General features: G+C 68.3%; 13 protein-coding genes. 6 read left to right on the top strand and 7 right to left on the bottom strand.

Annotation, left to right across the window (positions count from 1 at the left end; genetic code table 11):
* Positions 1–12: 12 nt before the first annotated feature.
* Positions 13–1,584, bottom strand: coding sequence for a signal recognition particle protein (ffh, locus tag ASF51_RS14830; protein ID WP_055931497.1), 1,572 nt, complete (start codon positions 1,582–1,584; stop codon positions 13–15).
* A 94-nt stretch (positions 1,585–1,678) separates the two neighbouring features.
* Here ffh and ASF51_RS14825 point away from each other — a divergent pair, with 94 nt between their 5' ends.
* Both ASF51_RS14825 and ASF51_RS14820 read left to right on the top strand, forming a co-directional pair.
* Entirely contained in the window at positions 1,679–2,110 is a 432-nt protein-coding gene (locus ASF51_RS14825; RefSeq protein ID WP_055931495.1) for a MarR family winged helix-turn-helix transcriptional regulator, read from the top strand.
* Positions 2,107–3,453: an MFS transporter gene (locus tag ASF51_RS14820; protein ID WP_055931493.1), complete on the top strand. Its 1,347-nt coding sequence runs from the start codon at positions 2,107–2,109 to the stop codon at positions 3,451–3,453. Before ASF51_RS14825 ends, ASF51_RS14820 begins: the two co-directional genes overlap by 4 nt.
* Positions 3,454–3,468: 15 nt before the next feature.
* On the opposite strand, the gene ASF51_RS14815 is transcribed toward ASF51_RS14820, so the two are convergent.
* Complete coding sequence (locus ASF51_RS14815; RefSeq protein ID WP_055931489.1) at positions 3,469–4,509, bottom strand: alcohol dehydrogenase catalytic domain-containing protein; 1,041 nt, start codon at positions 4,507–4,509, stop codon at positions 3,469–3,471.
* A 78-nt stretch (positions 4,510–4,587) separates the two neighbouring features.
* On the opposite strand from ASF51_RS14815, the gene ASF51_RS14810 reads away from it, so the two are divergent.
* Positions 4,588–5,463 carry an LLM class flavin-dependent oxidoreductase gene (locus ASF51_RS14810; protein WP_055931486.1) on the top strand — a complete coding sequence of 292 codons (876 nt, stop codon included), beginning with the start codon at positions 4,588–4,590 and terminating at the stop codon, positions 5,461–5,463.
* An 88-nt stretch (positions 5,464–5,551) separates the two neighbouring features.
* Here the strand turns inward: ASF51_RS14810 and ftsY are convergent, their stop codons facing one another.
* The 5 genes from ftsY to ASF51_RS14785 all read right to left on the bottom strand — a co-directional run bounded on the left by ftsY (position 5,552) and on the right by ASF51_RS14785 (position 12,654).
* Positions 5,552–6,427, bottom strand: coding sequence for a signal recognition particle-docking protein FtsY (gene ftsY / locus ASF51_RS14805; protein ID WP_055931483.1), 876 nt, complete (start codon positions 6,425–6,427; stop codon positions 5,552–5,554).
* A gap of 23 nt (positions 6,428–6,450) precedes the next feature.
* Complete coding sequence (gene lipA, locus ASF51_RS14800) at positions 6,451–7,449, bottom strand: lipoyl synthase (protein ID WP_055931480.1); 999 nt, start codon at positions 7,447–7,449, stop codon at positions 6,451–6,453.
* Entirely contained in the window at positions 7,446–8,108 is a 663-nt protein-coding gene (gene lipB, locus ASF51_RS14795) for a lipoyl(octanoyl) transferase LipB (RefSeq protein ID WP_055931477.1), read from the bottom strand. Before lipB ends, lipA begins: the two co-directional genes overlap by 4 nt.
* 39 nt (positions 8,109–8,147) lie before the next feature.
* Entirely contained in the window at positions 8,148–11,681 is a 3,534-nt protein-coding gene (gene smc, locus ASF51_RS14790) for a chromosome segregation protein SMC (RefSeq protein WP_055931474.1), read from the bottom strand.
* Positions 11,682–11,760: 79 nt separating this feature from the next.
* Positions 11,761–12,654, bottom strand: a complete 894-nt coding sequence (locus ASF51_RS14785; RefSeq protein WP_235497272.1) for an endo alpha-1,4 polygalactosaminidase — start codon at positions 12,652–12,654, stop codon at positions 11,761–11,763.
* Between the two features lie 77 nt (positions 12,655–12,731).
* Between ASF51_RS14785 and ASF51_RS14780 the strand changes: the two genes are divergently transcribed.
* The 3 genes from ASF51_RS14780 (at position 12,732) to ASF51_RS14770 (ending at position 15,683) form a co-directional block, all read left to right on the top strand.
* Complete coding sequence (locus tag ASF51_RS14780) at positions 12,732–14,000, top strand: ThiF family adenylyltransferase (RefSeq protein WP_055931469.1); 1,269 nt, start codon at positions 12,732–12,734, stop codon at positions 13,998–14,000.
* 110 nt (positions 14,001–14,110) lie between these two features.
* Entirely contained in the window at positions 14,111–15,145 is a 1,035-nt protein-coding gene (locus ASF51_RS14775) for a hypothetical protein (RefSeq protein WP_055931467.1), read from the top strand.
* A gap of 37 nt (positions 15,146–15,182) precedes the next feature.
* On the top strand, positions 15,183–15,683 hold the full coding sequence (locus ASF51_RS14770) for a hypothetical protein (RefSeq protein WP_055931464.1): 501 nt from the start codon (positions 15,183–15,185) through the stop codon (positions 15,681–15,683).
* The last annotated feature ends 2 nt before the right edge of the window (positions 15,684–15,685 follow it).

The raw sequence follows: 15,685 nt of genomic DNA, 5'->3' as shown, positions 1-15,685 counted from the left end.
GGGGTCGCGCCGCTAGCGGCCCAGGAACTTCTGCAGCGAGGCCAGCTCTTCTTCGCTCGGCGCACCGGGCGCGGCCTTGCCCTTGCCCAGCCCCAGACCGAAGCCCGAGCCGCCTGCGGTGACGGGCGTCGCATCCGGTTTGATGCCCGCGGCACGCGCCGCGTCCTCTGCTGCGCGCTTGGCCGGGTTGCCCGACTTCGAGCCCTTCTTCTTGGCGACCTGCTTGCGTCCGCCGTGGGCGCCGGGAACCGGGCCCATTCCGGGGATGTTGGGCATGCCGCCCTTGGCGACGGTCTTCATCATCTTGGCTGCCTGCTCGAAGCGCTGCACGAGCTGGTTCACGTCGGTGACCGTCATGCCGGATCCCTTGGCGATGCGCACGCGGCGCGAGCCGTTGAGCAGCTTCGAGTTCTGCCGCTCGGCCTTGGTCATCGACTGGATGATCGCCTCGGTGCGCACGATCTCGCGCTCGTCGAAGTTCTCGAGCTGCTGCTTCATGCCGCCCATGCCGGGGAGCATGCCCATCATCTTCTTAATCGAGCCGGCCCCGCGGAGCTGCTGCATCTGCGACAGGAAGTCCTCGAGCGTGAAGGTGTCGGTGGCGAACTTCTCGGCCATCTTCATGGCCTCGCCCTCGTCGAAGGCCGACTGGGCCTGCTCGATGAGGGTCAGGATGTCACCGAGGTCGAGGATGCGGCTCGCCATGCGGTCGGGGTAGAAGGGCTCGAAGTCGTCGAGCGACTCGCCCGTCGACGCGAAGATGATCGGGCGTCCTGTGACGGAGGCGACCGAGAGTGCGGCTCCACCGCGGGCGTCGCCGTCGAGCTTCGTGAGCACCACACCGGTGAAGTCGACGCCGTCCTGGAAGGCCTTGGCCGTGGCGACCGCGTCTTGACCGATCATGGCGTCGATGACGAACAGCACCTCGTCGGGGTCGACGGCCTTGCGGATGTCTGCGGCCTGCTTCATCATGTCGGCGTCGACACCGAGACGGCCGGCGGTGTCGACGATGACCACGTCGTACTGCTTGTCGATGGCGAACTTGATCGAGTCCTTCGCGACCTTCACCGGGTTGCCGGTTCCGTTGCCCGGCTCGGGCGCGAACACGGCGACGCCGGCCTGGCCCGCCACGACCTGCAGCTGGTTCACGGCGTTGGGGCGCTGGAGGTCGGCGGCGACCAGCAGGGGGGTGTGGTTGTCTTTCGCGAGCCACTTGGCGAGCTTGCCCGCCAGGGTGGTCTTACCGGCACCCTGAAGACCGGCGAGCATGATGACGGTCGGCGGCTTCTTCGCGAACTGGATGCGACGGGCTTCGCCACCGAGGATCGCCACCAGTTCTTCGTTGACGATCTGCACAACCTGCTGCGCGGGGTTGAGGGCCTTGTTGACCTCGTCGCCCAGGGCACGCTCGCGCACCTTTCCGGTGAAGTCCTTGACGACCTCGAGCGCGACGTCGGCGTCGAGCAGGGCGCGCCGGATCTCGCGCACGGTCGCGTCGACATCGGCAGGGCTCAGCTTGCCCTTGGTGCGAAGGTTCTTGAAGGTCTCTGCGAGCCTGTCAGACAGGTTTCCGAAAGTAGCCATGGTGAGGCAAGTTTACCTGCCCGCCGAAGGGGGCGTCTCGACAGGCTCGACGAATGCGGGGTCGTTAGCCTAGCTAATGAGTTAGGCTAACGATATGGCTCAACCTCTTTCGCTTCCCGCGCTCAGCTCGGAGCTGCGCGGCGTCACGATGCACCTCTCCCGCAGGCTGCGCAACGAGCGCGCCGACATCGACCTGGGCGACTCGCAGTTCAGCGTGCTCGCCTACCTCGTGCGCACGGGTCCCCACACACCGAACGAGCTCAGCGTCTGGGAGCACGTCACTCCCCCGTCGATGAACCGCACGCTCAACGTGCTCGAGACCGCGGGCCTGGTCACACGAACACCGGATGCCTCGGACGGCCGCAAGGTGTTCGTCACGGCCACGGAGAGCGGCTTCGCGGTCGTGAAGGAGACGAGGCGCCGGCGCGACGCATGGCTGCACTCGCGTCTCTCCGCGCTCACCCCCGCCGAACGACGCGTGCTCGAGGAGGCGACGGTCATTCTGAGAACGATCGTTGCTCCATGAGCGCGATGTTCCGCTCGCTCTCGAGCGTCAACTACCGCATCTGGTTCGCCGGGGCCCTCGTCTCGAACGTGGGCACCTGGATGCAGCGCACCGCCCAGGACTGGATCGTTCTCACCGAGCTGACGAACCACGACGCGGCGGCGGTCGGCATCGTGATGGCGCTTCAACTCGGCCCGCAGCTGCTCCTGGTTCCCTGGTCCGGCCTGATAGCCGACCGTCTCGACAGGCGACGCACGCTGATGGTGACCCAAGCATCCATGGGCATCTTGGGGCTCGGTCTCGGACTGATCGTGGTGACAGGCGTGGCCCAGCTCTGGCACGTCTACCTGTTCGCCCTGCTGCTCGGCATCGCGTCGGCGATCGACGCGCCCGTGCGGCAGACGTTCGTCTCCGAGCTGGTCGGCGGCTCGAACCTCTCGAACGCCGTGGCCCTCAACTCGGCGTCGTTCAACGCGGCCCGCATGATCGGGCCCGCCGTCGCCGGCATCCTCGTCGCCGCGATCGGCGCCGGCTGGGTGTTCCTGCTGAACGCGGTGACGTTCGGGGCTGTTCTCGCGTCGCTCGCATTCATCAGGGTGGATCAGCTGCGGGCGACCAAGCGCGCGCCGCAGGGTCGGGGCCAGTTGCTGGAGGGGTTCCGCTACGTGCGCTCACGGCCGGACCTGCTGGTGATCTTCGTGATCGTCTTCATCATCGGCACGTTCGGCCTGAACTTCGCCATCTTCACCTCGACGATGGCGAGCGTCGAATTCGGTCGTGGGGCCGAGGCATTCGGCCTGCTCTCGTCGGTGATGGCGATCGGCTCCGTCACGGGCGCCCTGCTGTCTGCACGCAGGGATCGACCGCGGCTCCGGCTCACCTTCGTGGCCGCCGCCGCCTTCGGAGTGAGCTGTCTCGTCGCGGCCGTGATGCCCAGCTATTGGGGGTTCGCGGCGGTGCTCGTCTTCGTAGGTCTCTCGGCGCAGACCCTGATGACGACCGCGAACGGCACAGTGCAGACCACGACGGCGCCCGAGATGCGAGGGCGCGTGATGGCGCTCTACATGGCCGTCTTCATGGGCGGCACGCCCCTCGGCGCACCCATCGTCGGCTGGGTCGCCAACACGTTCGGTCCCCGCTGGGCCATCGGCGTCGCCGCCGCTTCTGGTCTCGTCGCGGCCGCGATCGGGCTCGGCTGGCTCATCGTGTTCCGGCACCTGCGGCTGCACTACGACGGTGCCGCGCATCCGAGGTTCGTCGTGAGCCACGACGGTCGACCCTATGTGCCGCGTCGGTCGCCCGAGACGACGGAGGAATTCGAGGAAGACCTGGCTCTCGACGAGGCGGATGCCCGCCGGGCCTGAGTGCGGGCCGCCGCGTCACGCGATATCGACGACTGTGACTCCCGATGAACGGTCTCCCGCGGCGATGGCCTGAAGCGCGGCCGGGGCCTCGGCCAACGGGATGCGATGCTCGATGAGGCGCGCCGGGTCGAGGGCGCCGCTCAGCACGAGGTCGAGGAGCGCCGGGTAGTCCGTCGCCGGCATGCCGTGGCTGCCGTGCAGCGACAGTTCCCTGGCGATGATCGTCGGCATCGGCATCACGGGCTCTGCGGAGAACAGGCCGATCTGCACCTGCCTGCCCAGGGGCGCGAGGGCGAGCACGCTGAGCCGCATTGTTGCCTGCCGGCCCAGGGCCTCGACGGACACCTGCACACCGGCGGGGGCCAGGGATGCGATCGCATCGAGGATCTCGGACTCGGAGAAGCCGGACGAGTCGATCGTGTGCGCAACTCCGAGTGATGACGCCCGGTCGAGCGCGACGGGGTCGATATCGACGGCGATCACCTCGGCACCGAGGGCGACACCGATCATCGCCGCGCTCAGGCCCACTCCGCCGCAGCCGACGACGAGCAGTCTCTCGCCGCGCTGAAGCCGTGCCCGGTGCACGAGTCCTCGATACGCGGTCGCGAAACGGCAGCCAAGAAGCGCCGCAGCGCCCGAGTCGAGTTCGTCGGGAACGCGAATGAGGTTGATGTCCGCGTTGTGCAGGGCGACCAGCTCGGCGAAGGATCCCCAGTGGGTGAACCCGGGCTGGGTCTGGTTGCGGCAGACCTGGCCGTTGCCGTCTGCGCATTCGGGGCATTTTCCGCAGGCCGACACGAACGGAACCGTCACCCGCTCCCCTACTCGGAAGTTCGTGACCTCCGGCCCGACGGCGGCGATGCGGCCCACGAGTTCGTGCCCGGGAACATGCGGCAGGGCGATTCCATCGTCGTGGCCGAGCCACCCGTGGGCGTCGCTTCGGCACACGCCTGTCGTCTCGACCCTGACGACGACTCCCGCGGCGGAGGGAACCGGGTCAGGCACCTCTCGGAGCTCGGGGACACCGCCGAACTCGGTGAATACAACAGCGCGCATGAGTCTCTTTCTCTGGTGGAACGTCTCCGACGATACCGTTCTCGATCGCCGTCGGAGGCAGTCCCTAGACTCGGACTCATGCGCCACGGAATCGTCATCCTGCCCCAAGACCCCTGGTCGATCGCCCGCCGAAAATGGCAGTCGGCAGAAGGGCTCGGGTTCGACCACGCGTGGACCTACGATCACCTCTCGTGGCGATCCCTCGCCGACGAACCGTGGAACGCGACCATTCCCACGCTCACCGCGGCGGCCGTCGTCACCGAGACCATCCGCCTGGGCACCTTCGTCTCGTCGCCGAACTTCCGGCATCCGGTGCCGTTCGCCAAAGAAATCGCCACCGTCGACGACATCTCTGGCGGCCGGTTCCTTCTGGGCATCGGCTCCGGCGGCACGGGGTTCGACGCGTTCGTTCTCGGCCAGCGCGAGTACACGCCCCGCGAACGCCACGCGCGCTTCGCCGAGTTCGTGACGCTGCTCGACGAGCTGCTGCGGCACGAAGGAGACAACGACCGGGGCATCAGCTTCGACGGCGAGTGGCACACGGCCGTCGACGCGCGCATGGTCGGCATTCCGGTGCAGCAGCCGCGGGTTCCGATGGTGCTCGCCGCCAACGGGCCGAAGGGCCTGGCCCTCGTAGCCGAACAGGGCCAGGGTTGGGTCACCACAGGCAAAGACGGCGCCACGGGCGAAGAGTGGTGGTCAGCGGTCGCGACCCTGGCCGGCCGTCTCGACGACGCGGCCGAGAAGGCGGGCCGCGACCCGGCATCCATCGACCGCTACCTGTCGCTCGACTCGGGCGGCCAGTTCTCGCTCGAGAGCGTCGGTGCGTTCGACGACATGGGCGGGCGAGCTGCGCAGCTCGGGTTCACCGACGTGATCTCGCACTGGCCGCGGGCCGAGGGCATCTACGCGGGCGACGAAGAGGTTCTCTACGAGGTGGCCTCGCGGTTCTAGGGCTTCGGGGAGCTTCCCTTCGACAGGCTCAGGGAACGGGGCCACAGGCTCGGGGAACGGGGCCGCGGGCTCAGGGAACGAGCAGCGGCTAGCCCACGAGGTTCTGCGCGAAGACGTGCGGGGTGAAGCCGGTGAGGTCGTTGATGCCCTCGCCCTGGCCGATGAGCTTGATGGGAATGCCCGTCTTCTCCTGCACGGCCAGCACGAAGCCGGCCTTCGCCGATCCGTCGAGCTTGGTGAGAACGAGGCCGGTCACGCCCGCGTGCTGAATGAATGCCTCGGCCTGCGCGAGCCCGTTCTGGCCTGTGGTCGCGTCGAGCACGAGCAGCACCTCGGCCACAGGGGCCTGCTTCTCGATGACCCGGCGGATCTTGCCGAGCTCGTCCATGAGCCCGCCCTTGGTCTGCAGGCGGCCGGCGGTGTCGATGACCACGATCTCGGTGCCGTGCAGCTTGGCGTACTCGATGGTCTGGAACGCGACCGACGCCGGGTCCTGGCCCTCGTGCTGCGGACGGACGATGGCGGCGCCCGCCCGTTCGGCCCACGTCGCGACCTGTTCGACGGCGGCGGCGCGGAAGGTGTCGGCCGCGCCGATCACGACCGAGCGGCCGTAGGTGGCGAGGAACTTCGCGAACTTGCCGATGGTCGTGGTCTTGCCGACGCCGTTGACTCCGACGACGAGCACGATGGCGGGGCGTTCCGACAGATGCAGGGTCGTGTCGAGCCGCGACAGCCGCTCTTCCATGGTCTCGCGCAGCATGCGCTGCAGGTCTTTGGGATCGGTCGTCTTGAAGCGGTCGACCTTCGCCCGCAGGTCGCCGACGACGGAGTCGGTGACATCGGGGCCGAAGTCGGCCTTCAAGAGCGCGTCTTCGAGGTCCTCCCACGTGTTCGCGTCGATCGTGGGCTTGGTGAACATGCCTCGGAGGGCGCCGGACAGAGACCAGGGGGTGCGTTCAGCCATGCGACAAGACTACCGGCGCGCCCCTAGCCGACAGCCTGCACGAAGCCGTCCGAACGTTCGGCCTCGGCGGCGAGGTGGGCGAGCCGTTCGGGCAGCTCGAAACCCTTGCGGGCCATCGACTGGGCCCACAGGCGGCCAGCCCTGTAGCTCGAGCGCACCAGCGGGCCGGCGAGCACCCCGAGGAAGCCGATCTCCTCGGCCTCCTGCTTGAACGCCACGAACTCCTCCGGCTTGACCCAGCGCGACACGGGCAGGTGGCGCGGGCTCGGTCGCAGGTACTGCGTGAGCGTGATGATGTCGGTGCCGGCATCGTGCAGGTCGCGCAGCGCCTGGCTCACTTCGGCCGGCTCCTCCCCCATGCCGAGGATGAGGTTCGACTTGGTGATGAGGCCCGCCGCCCTGGCCTGCGTGAGCACGTCGAGCGATCGCTCATATCGGAAGGCCGGGCGGATGCGCTTGAAGATGCGGGGAACGGTCTCGACGTTGTGGGCGAAGACCTCGGGCCTCGACGAGAAGACCTCTGCGAGCAGCTCGCTGTTGCCCGAGAAGTCGGTGGCGAGGATCTCGACGCCCGTTCCCGGGTTGCGCCGATGGATCTCGCGCACCGTCTCGGCGTGCAGCCACGCACCCTCGTCGGGCAGGTCGTCGCGGGCCACGCCGGTGACGGTCGCATAACGCAGGTTCATCTTCTCGACCGATTCGGCCACCCGACGCGGCTCGTCGGTGTCGTAGTCGGCCGGCTTGCCGGTGTCGATCTGGCAGAAGTCGCACCGACGCGTGCACTGCGAGCCCCCGATGAGGAAGGTCGCCTCCCTGTCCTCCCAGCACTCGAAGATGTTCGGGCAGCCGGCCTCCTGACAGACCGTGTGCAACCCCTCGTCTTTCACGAGGTTCTGCAGGGCGCGATACTCAGGGCCGAAGCGCGCCTTCGTCTTGATCCACTCGGGCTTCTTTTCGATGGGCGTCTCGGCGTTGCGGATCTCGAGCCGGAGCAGCTTGCGTCCTTCGGGCACGGCGCTCACGCGGCGACCCCCACCGACGACGCGAAGCCTGCGAGCGCCGCCGAGTCGCTGAATCGGTCGGCGATGAGCGGCGCGACCTCCTGTGGCGTCACGACGCGACCGAGACACTCGCTCACGGTCGTCACACCGGCGTCGCGGATACCGCACGCCACGATGTGCGAGTACGGCTCGAGGCTGTTGCTGCAGTTGAGGGCGAATCCGTGCATGGTCACACCGTGGGCGATCCGGATGCCGATGGCCGCGATCTTGAGATCGGCCCCGTTCTTCGACACCCACACGCCGGAGCGCCCCTCGACCCGACCGCAGTCGACTCCGAGTTCGATCAGGACGTCGATGAGCAGCCCCTCGAGCCGTCGCACGTAGCCCACGACATCGATCGGCTCGGCGAGCCGCAGTATGGGATAGCCCACGAGCTGACCCGGGCCGTGCCACGTGATCTTGCCTCCGCGATCGACGTCGATCACGGGAGTTCCGTCGGTGGGCCGTTCCGACGCATCCGTTCGACGCCCCGCCGTGTAGACCGACTGGTGCTCGAGCAGGACCACCGTGTCGGGCGCATCGCCCGCGACGACGCCCTCGTGCACACCGCGCTGAAGCGCCCATCCGTCGGCATACTCCACGGCATCGTCACCGAAACCGGCCAGAAGAAGCTGAGTCATTCCGGCAGTCTAACTATTTAATGGACGCGGTCCAATTAATCATGCCGACTGGTTCTCGCCCACTCGCTGGCCGACCACAGCCGAGACGCCGTCCTGCCGCATCGAGACGCCGTAGAGGGCATCGGCGATCTCCATGGTGCGCTTCTGGTGCGTGATCACGATGAGCTGACTCGTCTGACGCAGGTCTTCGAAGATCGTGAGGAGGCGGCCCAGGTTGGCGTCGTCGAGCGCCGCCTCGACCTCGTCCATGATGTAGAACGGGCTCGGCCGAGCTTTGAAGATCGCGATCAGCAGGGCCACCGCGGCGAGCGATCGTTCTCCACCCGACAGCAGCGACAGCCGCTCGATCTTCTTGCCCGCCGGCTTGACCGAGACCTCGATGCCGGTCGTCAGCAGGTTCGAGGGATCGGTGAGGCTGATGCTGCCCGTTCCGCCCGGGAACAGGATCGGGAACACCTCGTGGAACGCGGCCTTCGTGTCGGTGAACGCCTCATCGAAGATCACCTGCATCTTCACGTCGATCTCGTCGATGATCGTCAACAGGTCTGCACGGGTCTTCGTGAGGTCGGTGAGCTGCTCGGTGAGGAACTTGTGCCGCTGCTCGAGCGCGTCGAACTCCTCGAGCGCGAGCGGGTTGACCCGGCCCAGCTCGGCGAGCGTGCGCTCGGCCTTCGCGAGTCGGGCCTGCTGCGCGGCCCGGTCGAACGGGATGCCTGCGGGCTGCCCTTCGACAGGCTCAGGCGATGCAGCATCCGGATCGGGGATGAGCTGGTCGGGCCCGTATTCGGCGACCAGCACGTCTTCGACCAGACCCAGTTCGCTGCCGACCCGCTCGAGCACGCTCGACAGGTGCAGTTTCTTCTCGTAGATCTGCAGCTCGAGCCCGTGCACGTTCTCGGTGATCGCCTGCAGCCGCTCGCGCAGGGCCGCCTCGTCGCGGCGCAGGGCCAGCAGCTCCTGGTTCTGCTCAGCCCTCTCGGCCTCCGCCCGTGCCTGCTCGAGACGAGCCTCGGCCACAGACGCGTCGACCGAGGTGAGCACGGCGGGCAGAGACCGCACGACGTCGGTGGCCGCATCGATCTGGCGGCGCCGAATGACCGCGCGCCTCGCCGCCTCTTCGGCAGCAGCCCTGTCGGCCTCGACCTGCTTCTCGAGCGCGACCCGCCTCGCCTCCTCGGCGCGCACCCGCTCGCGAGCGGTCTCGAGCTGCAGTCGCGCCTCGATCTCGCGCTCCCTGGCCCCCTCGAGTTCGGCGTACAGCGTGTCGCGCTGGCTCACGTCGAGCATCGGGCGCGGTCGGGACTGCGCGGTCTCGAGCTCGTCCTTCGCCGTCGCCGCCGCGCGCTCGGCCTGGGCCACGGTCTCCTCCGACGCCGCCAAGGCTGTGCCGAGACGATCGAACTCTCCGGTCGAGGCGTCGAGCTGGGCCTTCAGCCGCGCCAGCTTCTCGGTCTGGGCCGCGAGCGCCGAATCGAACTCCCGAAGGGCCGCGAGCGCGTTCGCCGACTGCTCCTTCGCGACCTGCACGATGCCCCGTTGCTCGGCGAGGGCGAACTTCGCCCTCTCGATCAGCGAGACCGTCTCGTCGAGGCTCACCGATGCGGTGTCGCGCTCGGCCCTCAACTCGATCCGGCTGCGCTTGGCTCCGGAGCCGCCGCGCAGCACGTACTCGGTGAGAACGTCACCCGACCGGGTGATGAGAGTGACCCCCGCCTGATGCGCCACCGACGGCCACACCTCGCGGGCCGTGGCGAGATCGTCGACGATCAGCGTCCGGGCGAGCAGGCCCAGCACACCGGCCGGGGCCGCGATCACGTCGACGGCGGCGGTCGCTCCGGCGATATCGGATGCGATGGGAGACTCGTGCGCGTCGGCGTCGGCCACGACGATCTCGACCCGGCCGAGCTCGTCGCCATGGGCCAGGTCGATCGCTGTGCGCGCCGCGTCGAGCGATTCGGCGAGAACGGCGTCGGCGAGCGTTCCGAGGGCTGCCGCGATGGCGGCCTCGAAGCCCGGATCGACCGTGACGTTGTCGGCCACGAGGCCGAGCACGCCCGGAACCTTGGCGGCGATCAGGTCGCTGGTGCCGTCTTTCTGGTCGAGCGCCAGCGTCAATGCACTCGTGCGGGCTGCGAGCGCATCGCGTTCACGCTCGTGTCCATGAAGGGTCTCGCGCAGGGTCTCGATCTCGGCCTCGGCCTCGAAGAGTCGGGCCTGGGCGAACTCGTAGGCCTCGTGGAGATCGGTCTCCGAGGTTCCCGAGACGGCGGCCTCGGCTTCGAGCAGGGCGAACTCGGCCTGCGCGGACTCGCGACGCGCTGTCGCGGCCTCGAGGGCATTCGTCTGGCGCAGCACCTCGCCGCGCACGGCGGCGAGTCGGGAGTTCGCGGTGTCGACCTGCCCCTGGAGCTTCGAGATCTCGAGGTCGTGCTTGGAGACGAGGGCGCTCTGCGCGGCGATCTCCTCGTCGACCGAGTCGAGCGCCGAGCGCGCCGACACGGAGCCGGCCTGCGCCGCCACCAGAGCCAGTTCGGCTGCGGCGACCTCCCCGCGGAGCCGAGCGATCTCGTCAACCGCGTCGGCGACCATCTGCGGTGTGACCGTGGGCCCTGCGGCCGCACCCTCGGCATCCGAACCCAGCAGCGCGAGCCGCTGGTTGGCCAGGGTGTAGAGGCCGCGCAGGCGCTCCTGCACCGATTCGAGGCCGAAGCTGGTGCGCCGGGCGATGTCGACGGCGTCGCCCACCTGCGCGCCCTCGATGCGGGCGACACGCAGCTGATTCTGCTCCAGGCGCTCCTGCAGCACGATGCGCTCAGTGCGGCGCTCGTTCTCGGAGCGCCCGTGGTCGGCGAGGGCGGTGCGCAGCGTCACGACCTCGTCTGCGAGCAGCCGGGCCCGGGCATCCCGCACGATCATGGCGATCGACTGGGCCTCCTTCGCGATCTCGGCCTGGCGACCCAGGGGCTTGAGCTGGCGCCTGATCTCGCCCGCGAGGTCGCTGAGCCTCGTGAGGTTGGCCTGCATGGCCTCGAGCTTGCGCTGCGTCTTCTCCTTGCGGCGTCGGTGCTTGAGGATTCCGGCCGCCTCTTCGATGAAGCCGCGTCGCCCCTCGGGGGTGGCGTGCAGCACGGCATCGAGCTGGCCCTGGCCCACGATCACGTGCATCTCACGGCCGAGGCCGGAGTCGCTCAGGAGTTCTTGGACGTCGAGCAGGCGGCAGCCCTCGCCGTTGATCGCGTATTCGCTTCCCCCGTTGCGGAACAGGGTGCGGCTGATCGTGACCTCGGAGTAGTCGATCGGGAGGGCGCCGTCTGAGTTGTCGATCGTGAGGATGACCTCGGCCCGGCCCAGCGGGCCCTTCGTCGCCGTGCCGGCGAAGATCACGTCCTCCATCTTGCCGCCGCGCAGGGTCTTCGCACCCTGCTCGCCCATGACCCAGGCGAGGGCGTCGACGACGTTGCTCTTGCCCGATCCGTTCGGACCGACGACGCAGGTCACGCCCGTCTCGAAGGCGAAGGTGGTGGGGTGCGCGAACGACTTGAAGCCCTTGAGGGTCAGGCTCTTGAGATACACCCGGGACCCTCCGCTTCGTTCTGGCTGCCACTGGTTGCTCTACGGTACCGAACCCGCGCCGTTACGCGGGCGAGGCTCGTCAACAATGCTCGAACACGTGCTCGGGCTCGCCCTTCGCGACGAGATCGCGATCGCGCAGGATGGTCGTGGCCGGCCGGTCGTCGGAGGCGCAGACCTCGTCGAACGGCACGGGCAGGTCGTCGGTGTACTCGATGTCGATGACCGCGGTGCCGTAGACGTCTGCATACGCGCCGCATTCCTCGAACCGGAAGCACTCCTCGGTGACGGCGAAGTCGAAGTTGGCGGCGCTCCGGCCGCGATCTCCCAGTTCGGCGGAGTTCTTCTGACCGATCGCCATGGCACGCCCGTGGGCGCGGTCGGCGAAGAGCTTCGCGAGTGCGAGGTTGTCGTCGATGCTCAACCGGCCCTCGCTGCGCGAGTAGGTGTCGAGGTTGTCTATCTCGACGGCATCGAACCCCTGGTCGGCGCATGCTTCGATGGATGCCCCGATCATGCGTGAGATGCGCTGCCTCTTCTCGGGCGTCGACGTGTCGAGGATGAACTCGTCGGGCCAGTTCGGGTCGATGATCGCCGTGCCGTCGTCGTCTCGCAGCACGAGGTCGGGATTGTCGACGACCCAGCGCTCGTCGTCGCCGGGCTGCGACTGGAATCCGTTGACGTAGCAGATGGAGTACACGCCCTCGGCGGGCTCGGACGTGCTGTCGCGAGTGACGATCTTCACGTCGGCGTCGATGTCGTAACTGCCTCCGAGCTGGTAGTCGGCCGGTTCGCCGAAGGGCGGGAGGGTGACGGTATCGGAGGTCGCGACGAGGTAGGTGCTCCCCGTCGGCGTGGGCGATGCCTGGTCGTCTTCCCGGGCATCCGCTGTGCAGGCCGCGAGCAGCCCGAGAATGGCGATGGTCGCTGCGCCTGCGGCCAACGCCGTCGAGATCCTTGCCTGCATATCGCTCATGCTAGGCGGCGTACGCTTGAAGCGTCTGCTCGCTCCCGGTCGCACCGGGGCATCGATCCGATAGGACTCCCGCCGGAATGGCTCATCCCCCGCTCGTCTCGCCCGGCCCCGCGCTGACGCCGGCCGAGCTCAGCCGTTACGCCCGACAGCTCACGCTCCCGCAGATCGGCATCGACGGCCAGCGCCGGCTCAAGGCGTCGCGCGTGCTCGTGCTCGGCGCGGGCGGACTCGGATCGCCCATCCTCACCTCCCTCGTGGCGGCCGGCGTCGGAACCGTCGGCGTCGTCGACTCCGACACGGTCGAGCCCTCCAATCTGCAACGCCAGACCCTGTTCGGCACAGCGGACGTCGGGCGCCGCAAGGCCGAGGCGGCGGCGGCGGCCCTCGCCGAGCTGAACCCTCTGGTCGACGTCCTCCCTCTGGTCGTTCGCGTGACGAGCGCGAATGTGCTCGCTCTGGTCGCCGACTACGACGTGATCGTCGACGGCACAGACAATTTCGAGACCCGCTACCTGGCCCACGACGCGGCCAAGCTGCTCGGCAAGCCCTACGTGTGGGGGTCGGTGCTGCGATTCGACGGCCAGGCGACGGTCTTCTGGGCCGAGCCGCCGGCCTCTCTCGGCACGGGCGTCACGGTGCGCGATCTGTTCACCGAGGAGCCCCCGGCCGTCGAGGGCGAGACCTGCGCCACCGCGGGAGTGCTCGGCTCGATCTGCGCCTCGATCGGCTCGGTCATGGCGACCGAGACCATCAAACTGCTGCTCGGCTTCGGCGAACTGCTGCTGGGCCGGCTGCTCGTGCACGACGGCCTGGATGCGACGTGGCGCGAAATCCGCTTCGGCCCGGCCGCTCGCGGCGCGGCTCCGCGCGAGCGGGCGGCGGCCCCGTCGTCCGCCTCGGAGTTCTCGCCGCAGACCACCCCGACACCCCCGGAATCCCCCGCGACCGACCAACCGAAAGGCACCCCCGTGACCCAGCCCGACGCATCCACCGCCCTGCCCGAACCGACCGCCGAGCGCATGACGCCGGCCCAGCTGAAGGCCCTGCTCGACGCCCGCGAGCGCGGCGAGCAGAGCTTCGTGCTGGTCGACGTGCGCGAGCCGTGGGAACGCGACATCGTGCACATCGAGGGCTCGGAGCTGATTCCGATGAGCCAGCTGCTCAGCGACGAGGCGCGCGAGAAGATGCCGCAGGACGACCGCGTGATCCTCTACTGCCACCACGACGGTCGCTCGGGACAGGCCCGCGACTACATGGCGCAGAACGGCTGGTCGAACATCTCCGACCTCGGCGGCGGGGTCGACGCATGGGTCACCGAGGTGGAACCGGAGAAGGCGCGGTACTGAGCGGAGTTCGTCGGTCACGTCGGAACGCCGAGTGGGGAGTTGTCCCCATCGACCTTCTGCGCTCGTGTGCGTAGAGTCTCAGGAATCCGAGGAGACGGGACGGGGTCGGAATGGCTGGATTCGTTGGCGCTGACGTCGCCGAGCTCCGACGCCTCGCGCGCACCCTGGCACAGGGTGGCGAGCAGCTCGCCGGTATTCGCGCGTCGCTGTCGGTGACCGTCGGACAGTCGGCGTGGGTCGGCCCCGATGGCGCAGACTTCACAGCCCTCTGGCACAGCAAGCTCGGGCCGGGACTCCAGAGCGCGAGCGTGCTGCTTGCCGCAGCGAACGAGACCGTGCAACGCAACGCCGACGAGCAGGATGCGACGAGCGGAGGCGGATCGGATTCGAGCTCGCCCCACAGCGCGACGCCGGCGTCGTTCAGCCCGGGATCGAAGACCTCGGCATCGGATGAGACCCCGTCGACGACGGCCGATGGCCAGTACACGGTGGGGCCGCCCTCGCGGCCCGACATCGAGTGGGACGAGGACTTCGAGTACGACTCCGACAGTCCGGGGCCGGGAGACTACGCGTCCGCCGCGAAGTGGAAGGCCATGCTGGCAGGAGCCGGCGTTCTGAAACCCGACCTCGACGATGCGATGGACGCGTACGGGCACTACTGGGACAACAACGGCGACCCGCTCGAGTTCGACTACGAGGAAGCTGTTCGGGAGGACTCCTCGATCGCCAGCAACGTCGACGGCGAGATCACCAGGGCTCAGGCGGCGGCCGAAGAGCTGATCGCAGCGGGGCACGACACGTTCGAGTTCACCGGTGAGCCGACGGCGTCGTCGGCGTACCCCGAGACGGAGAACTGGGCGAAGACGATCGGCGGCTACCAGCAGTGGAGCAGCGCGGATGTCTCGGTCACCGGCGATCAGGTGACGATGACGGTGACGGTGCACGCTGAGGATCACTACAACTTCAACTCCGGCCAGAACGACATCGCCTCCGGCGAACCCGATGACGAGAACGGCAGGTTCACGGAACTCGGATGGGCGAAGCCGTTCGACAGCTCAGGGTCTGTGACTCGCACAGTCACCTGGACCGTCGGAGACCCCGCCTCGGCCCAGGTCTCGGAACCGGAGGAGCCCAGTGAACGCTGACGCCGCACAGACCCCCACGAGAAGGCCAGCAACAGCCGTGATCCGCATCGCGGCAACCCTGGTGACCGCTGCAGGCCTCATGCTCGGCGGATGCGCGATCATTCCCCATGACTCGACTTCACGAAATCCGGAGAGCCCGATGACGACAGACACCCCCATGCAGCGCGGCGGCACCGGCGAACTGCGAACCGACCTCGCACCGCTCACCTCCCGCTTCGGATTGCTGGAGAGCGCCGAGTCGGCCACCTGGCTGTCCGGGCGCATGGGCGACGACTCGGTACCCGGACCGTCCACCTACTGGATAGACGCGATCGTCACTCTTTCGGAAGCCGACTACCAGGCCCTTCTCGATGACTACAAGGCCGTCGACACCACGACCGCACCCGTTGTGGAGTCGCCCCTGGACGAGCAGCTGCCAGACGGCCAGTACCTCGCCTCGCCCGAACTCGACGCCGCGTTCTCGCAAGACACTTTCCGAAGCACCGTGCACCTGTCTGCTGACGGCCAAACCCTCATCCTCCGCAGCGTCTTTCAGTAGGG

The organism is Agreia sp. Leaf283 (assembly GCF_001422485.1).
In the GTDB taxonomy this organism is placed as follows: domain Bacteria; phylum Actinomycetota; class Actinomycetes; order Actinomycetales; family Microbacteriaceae; genus Agreia.
Note: the sequence above shows the minus strand (reverse complement) of the source record. Positions and strands in the feature narration are given on the sequence as shown.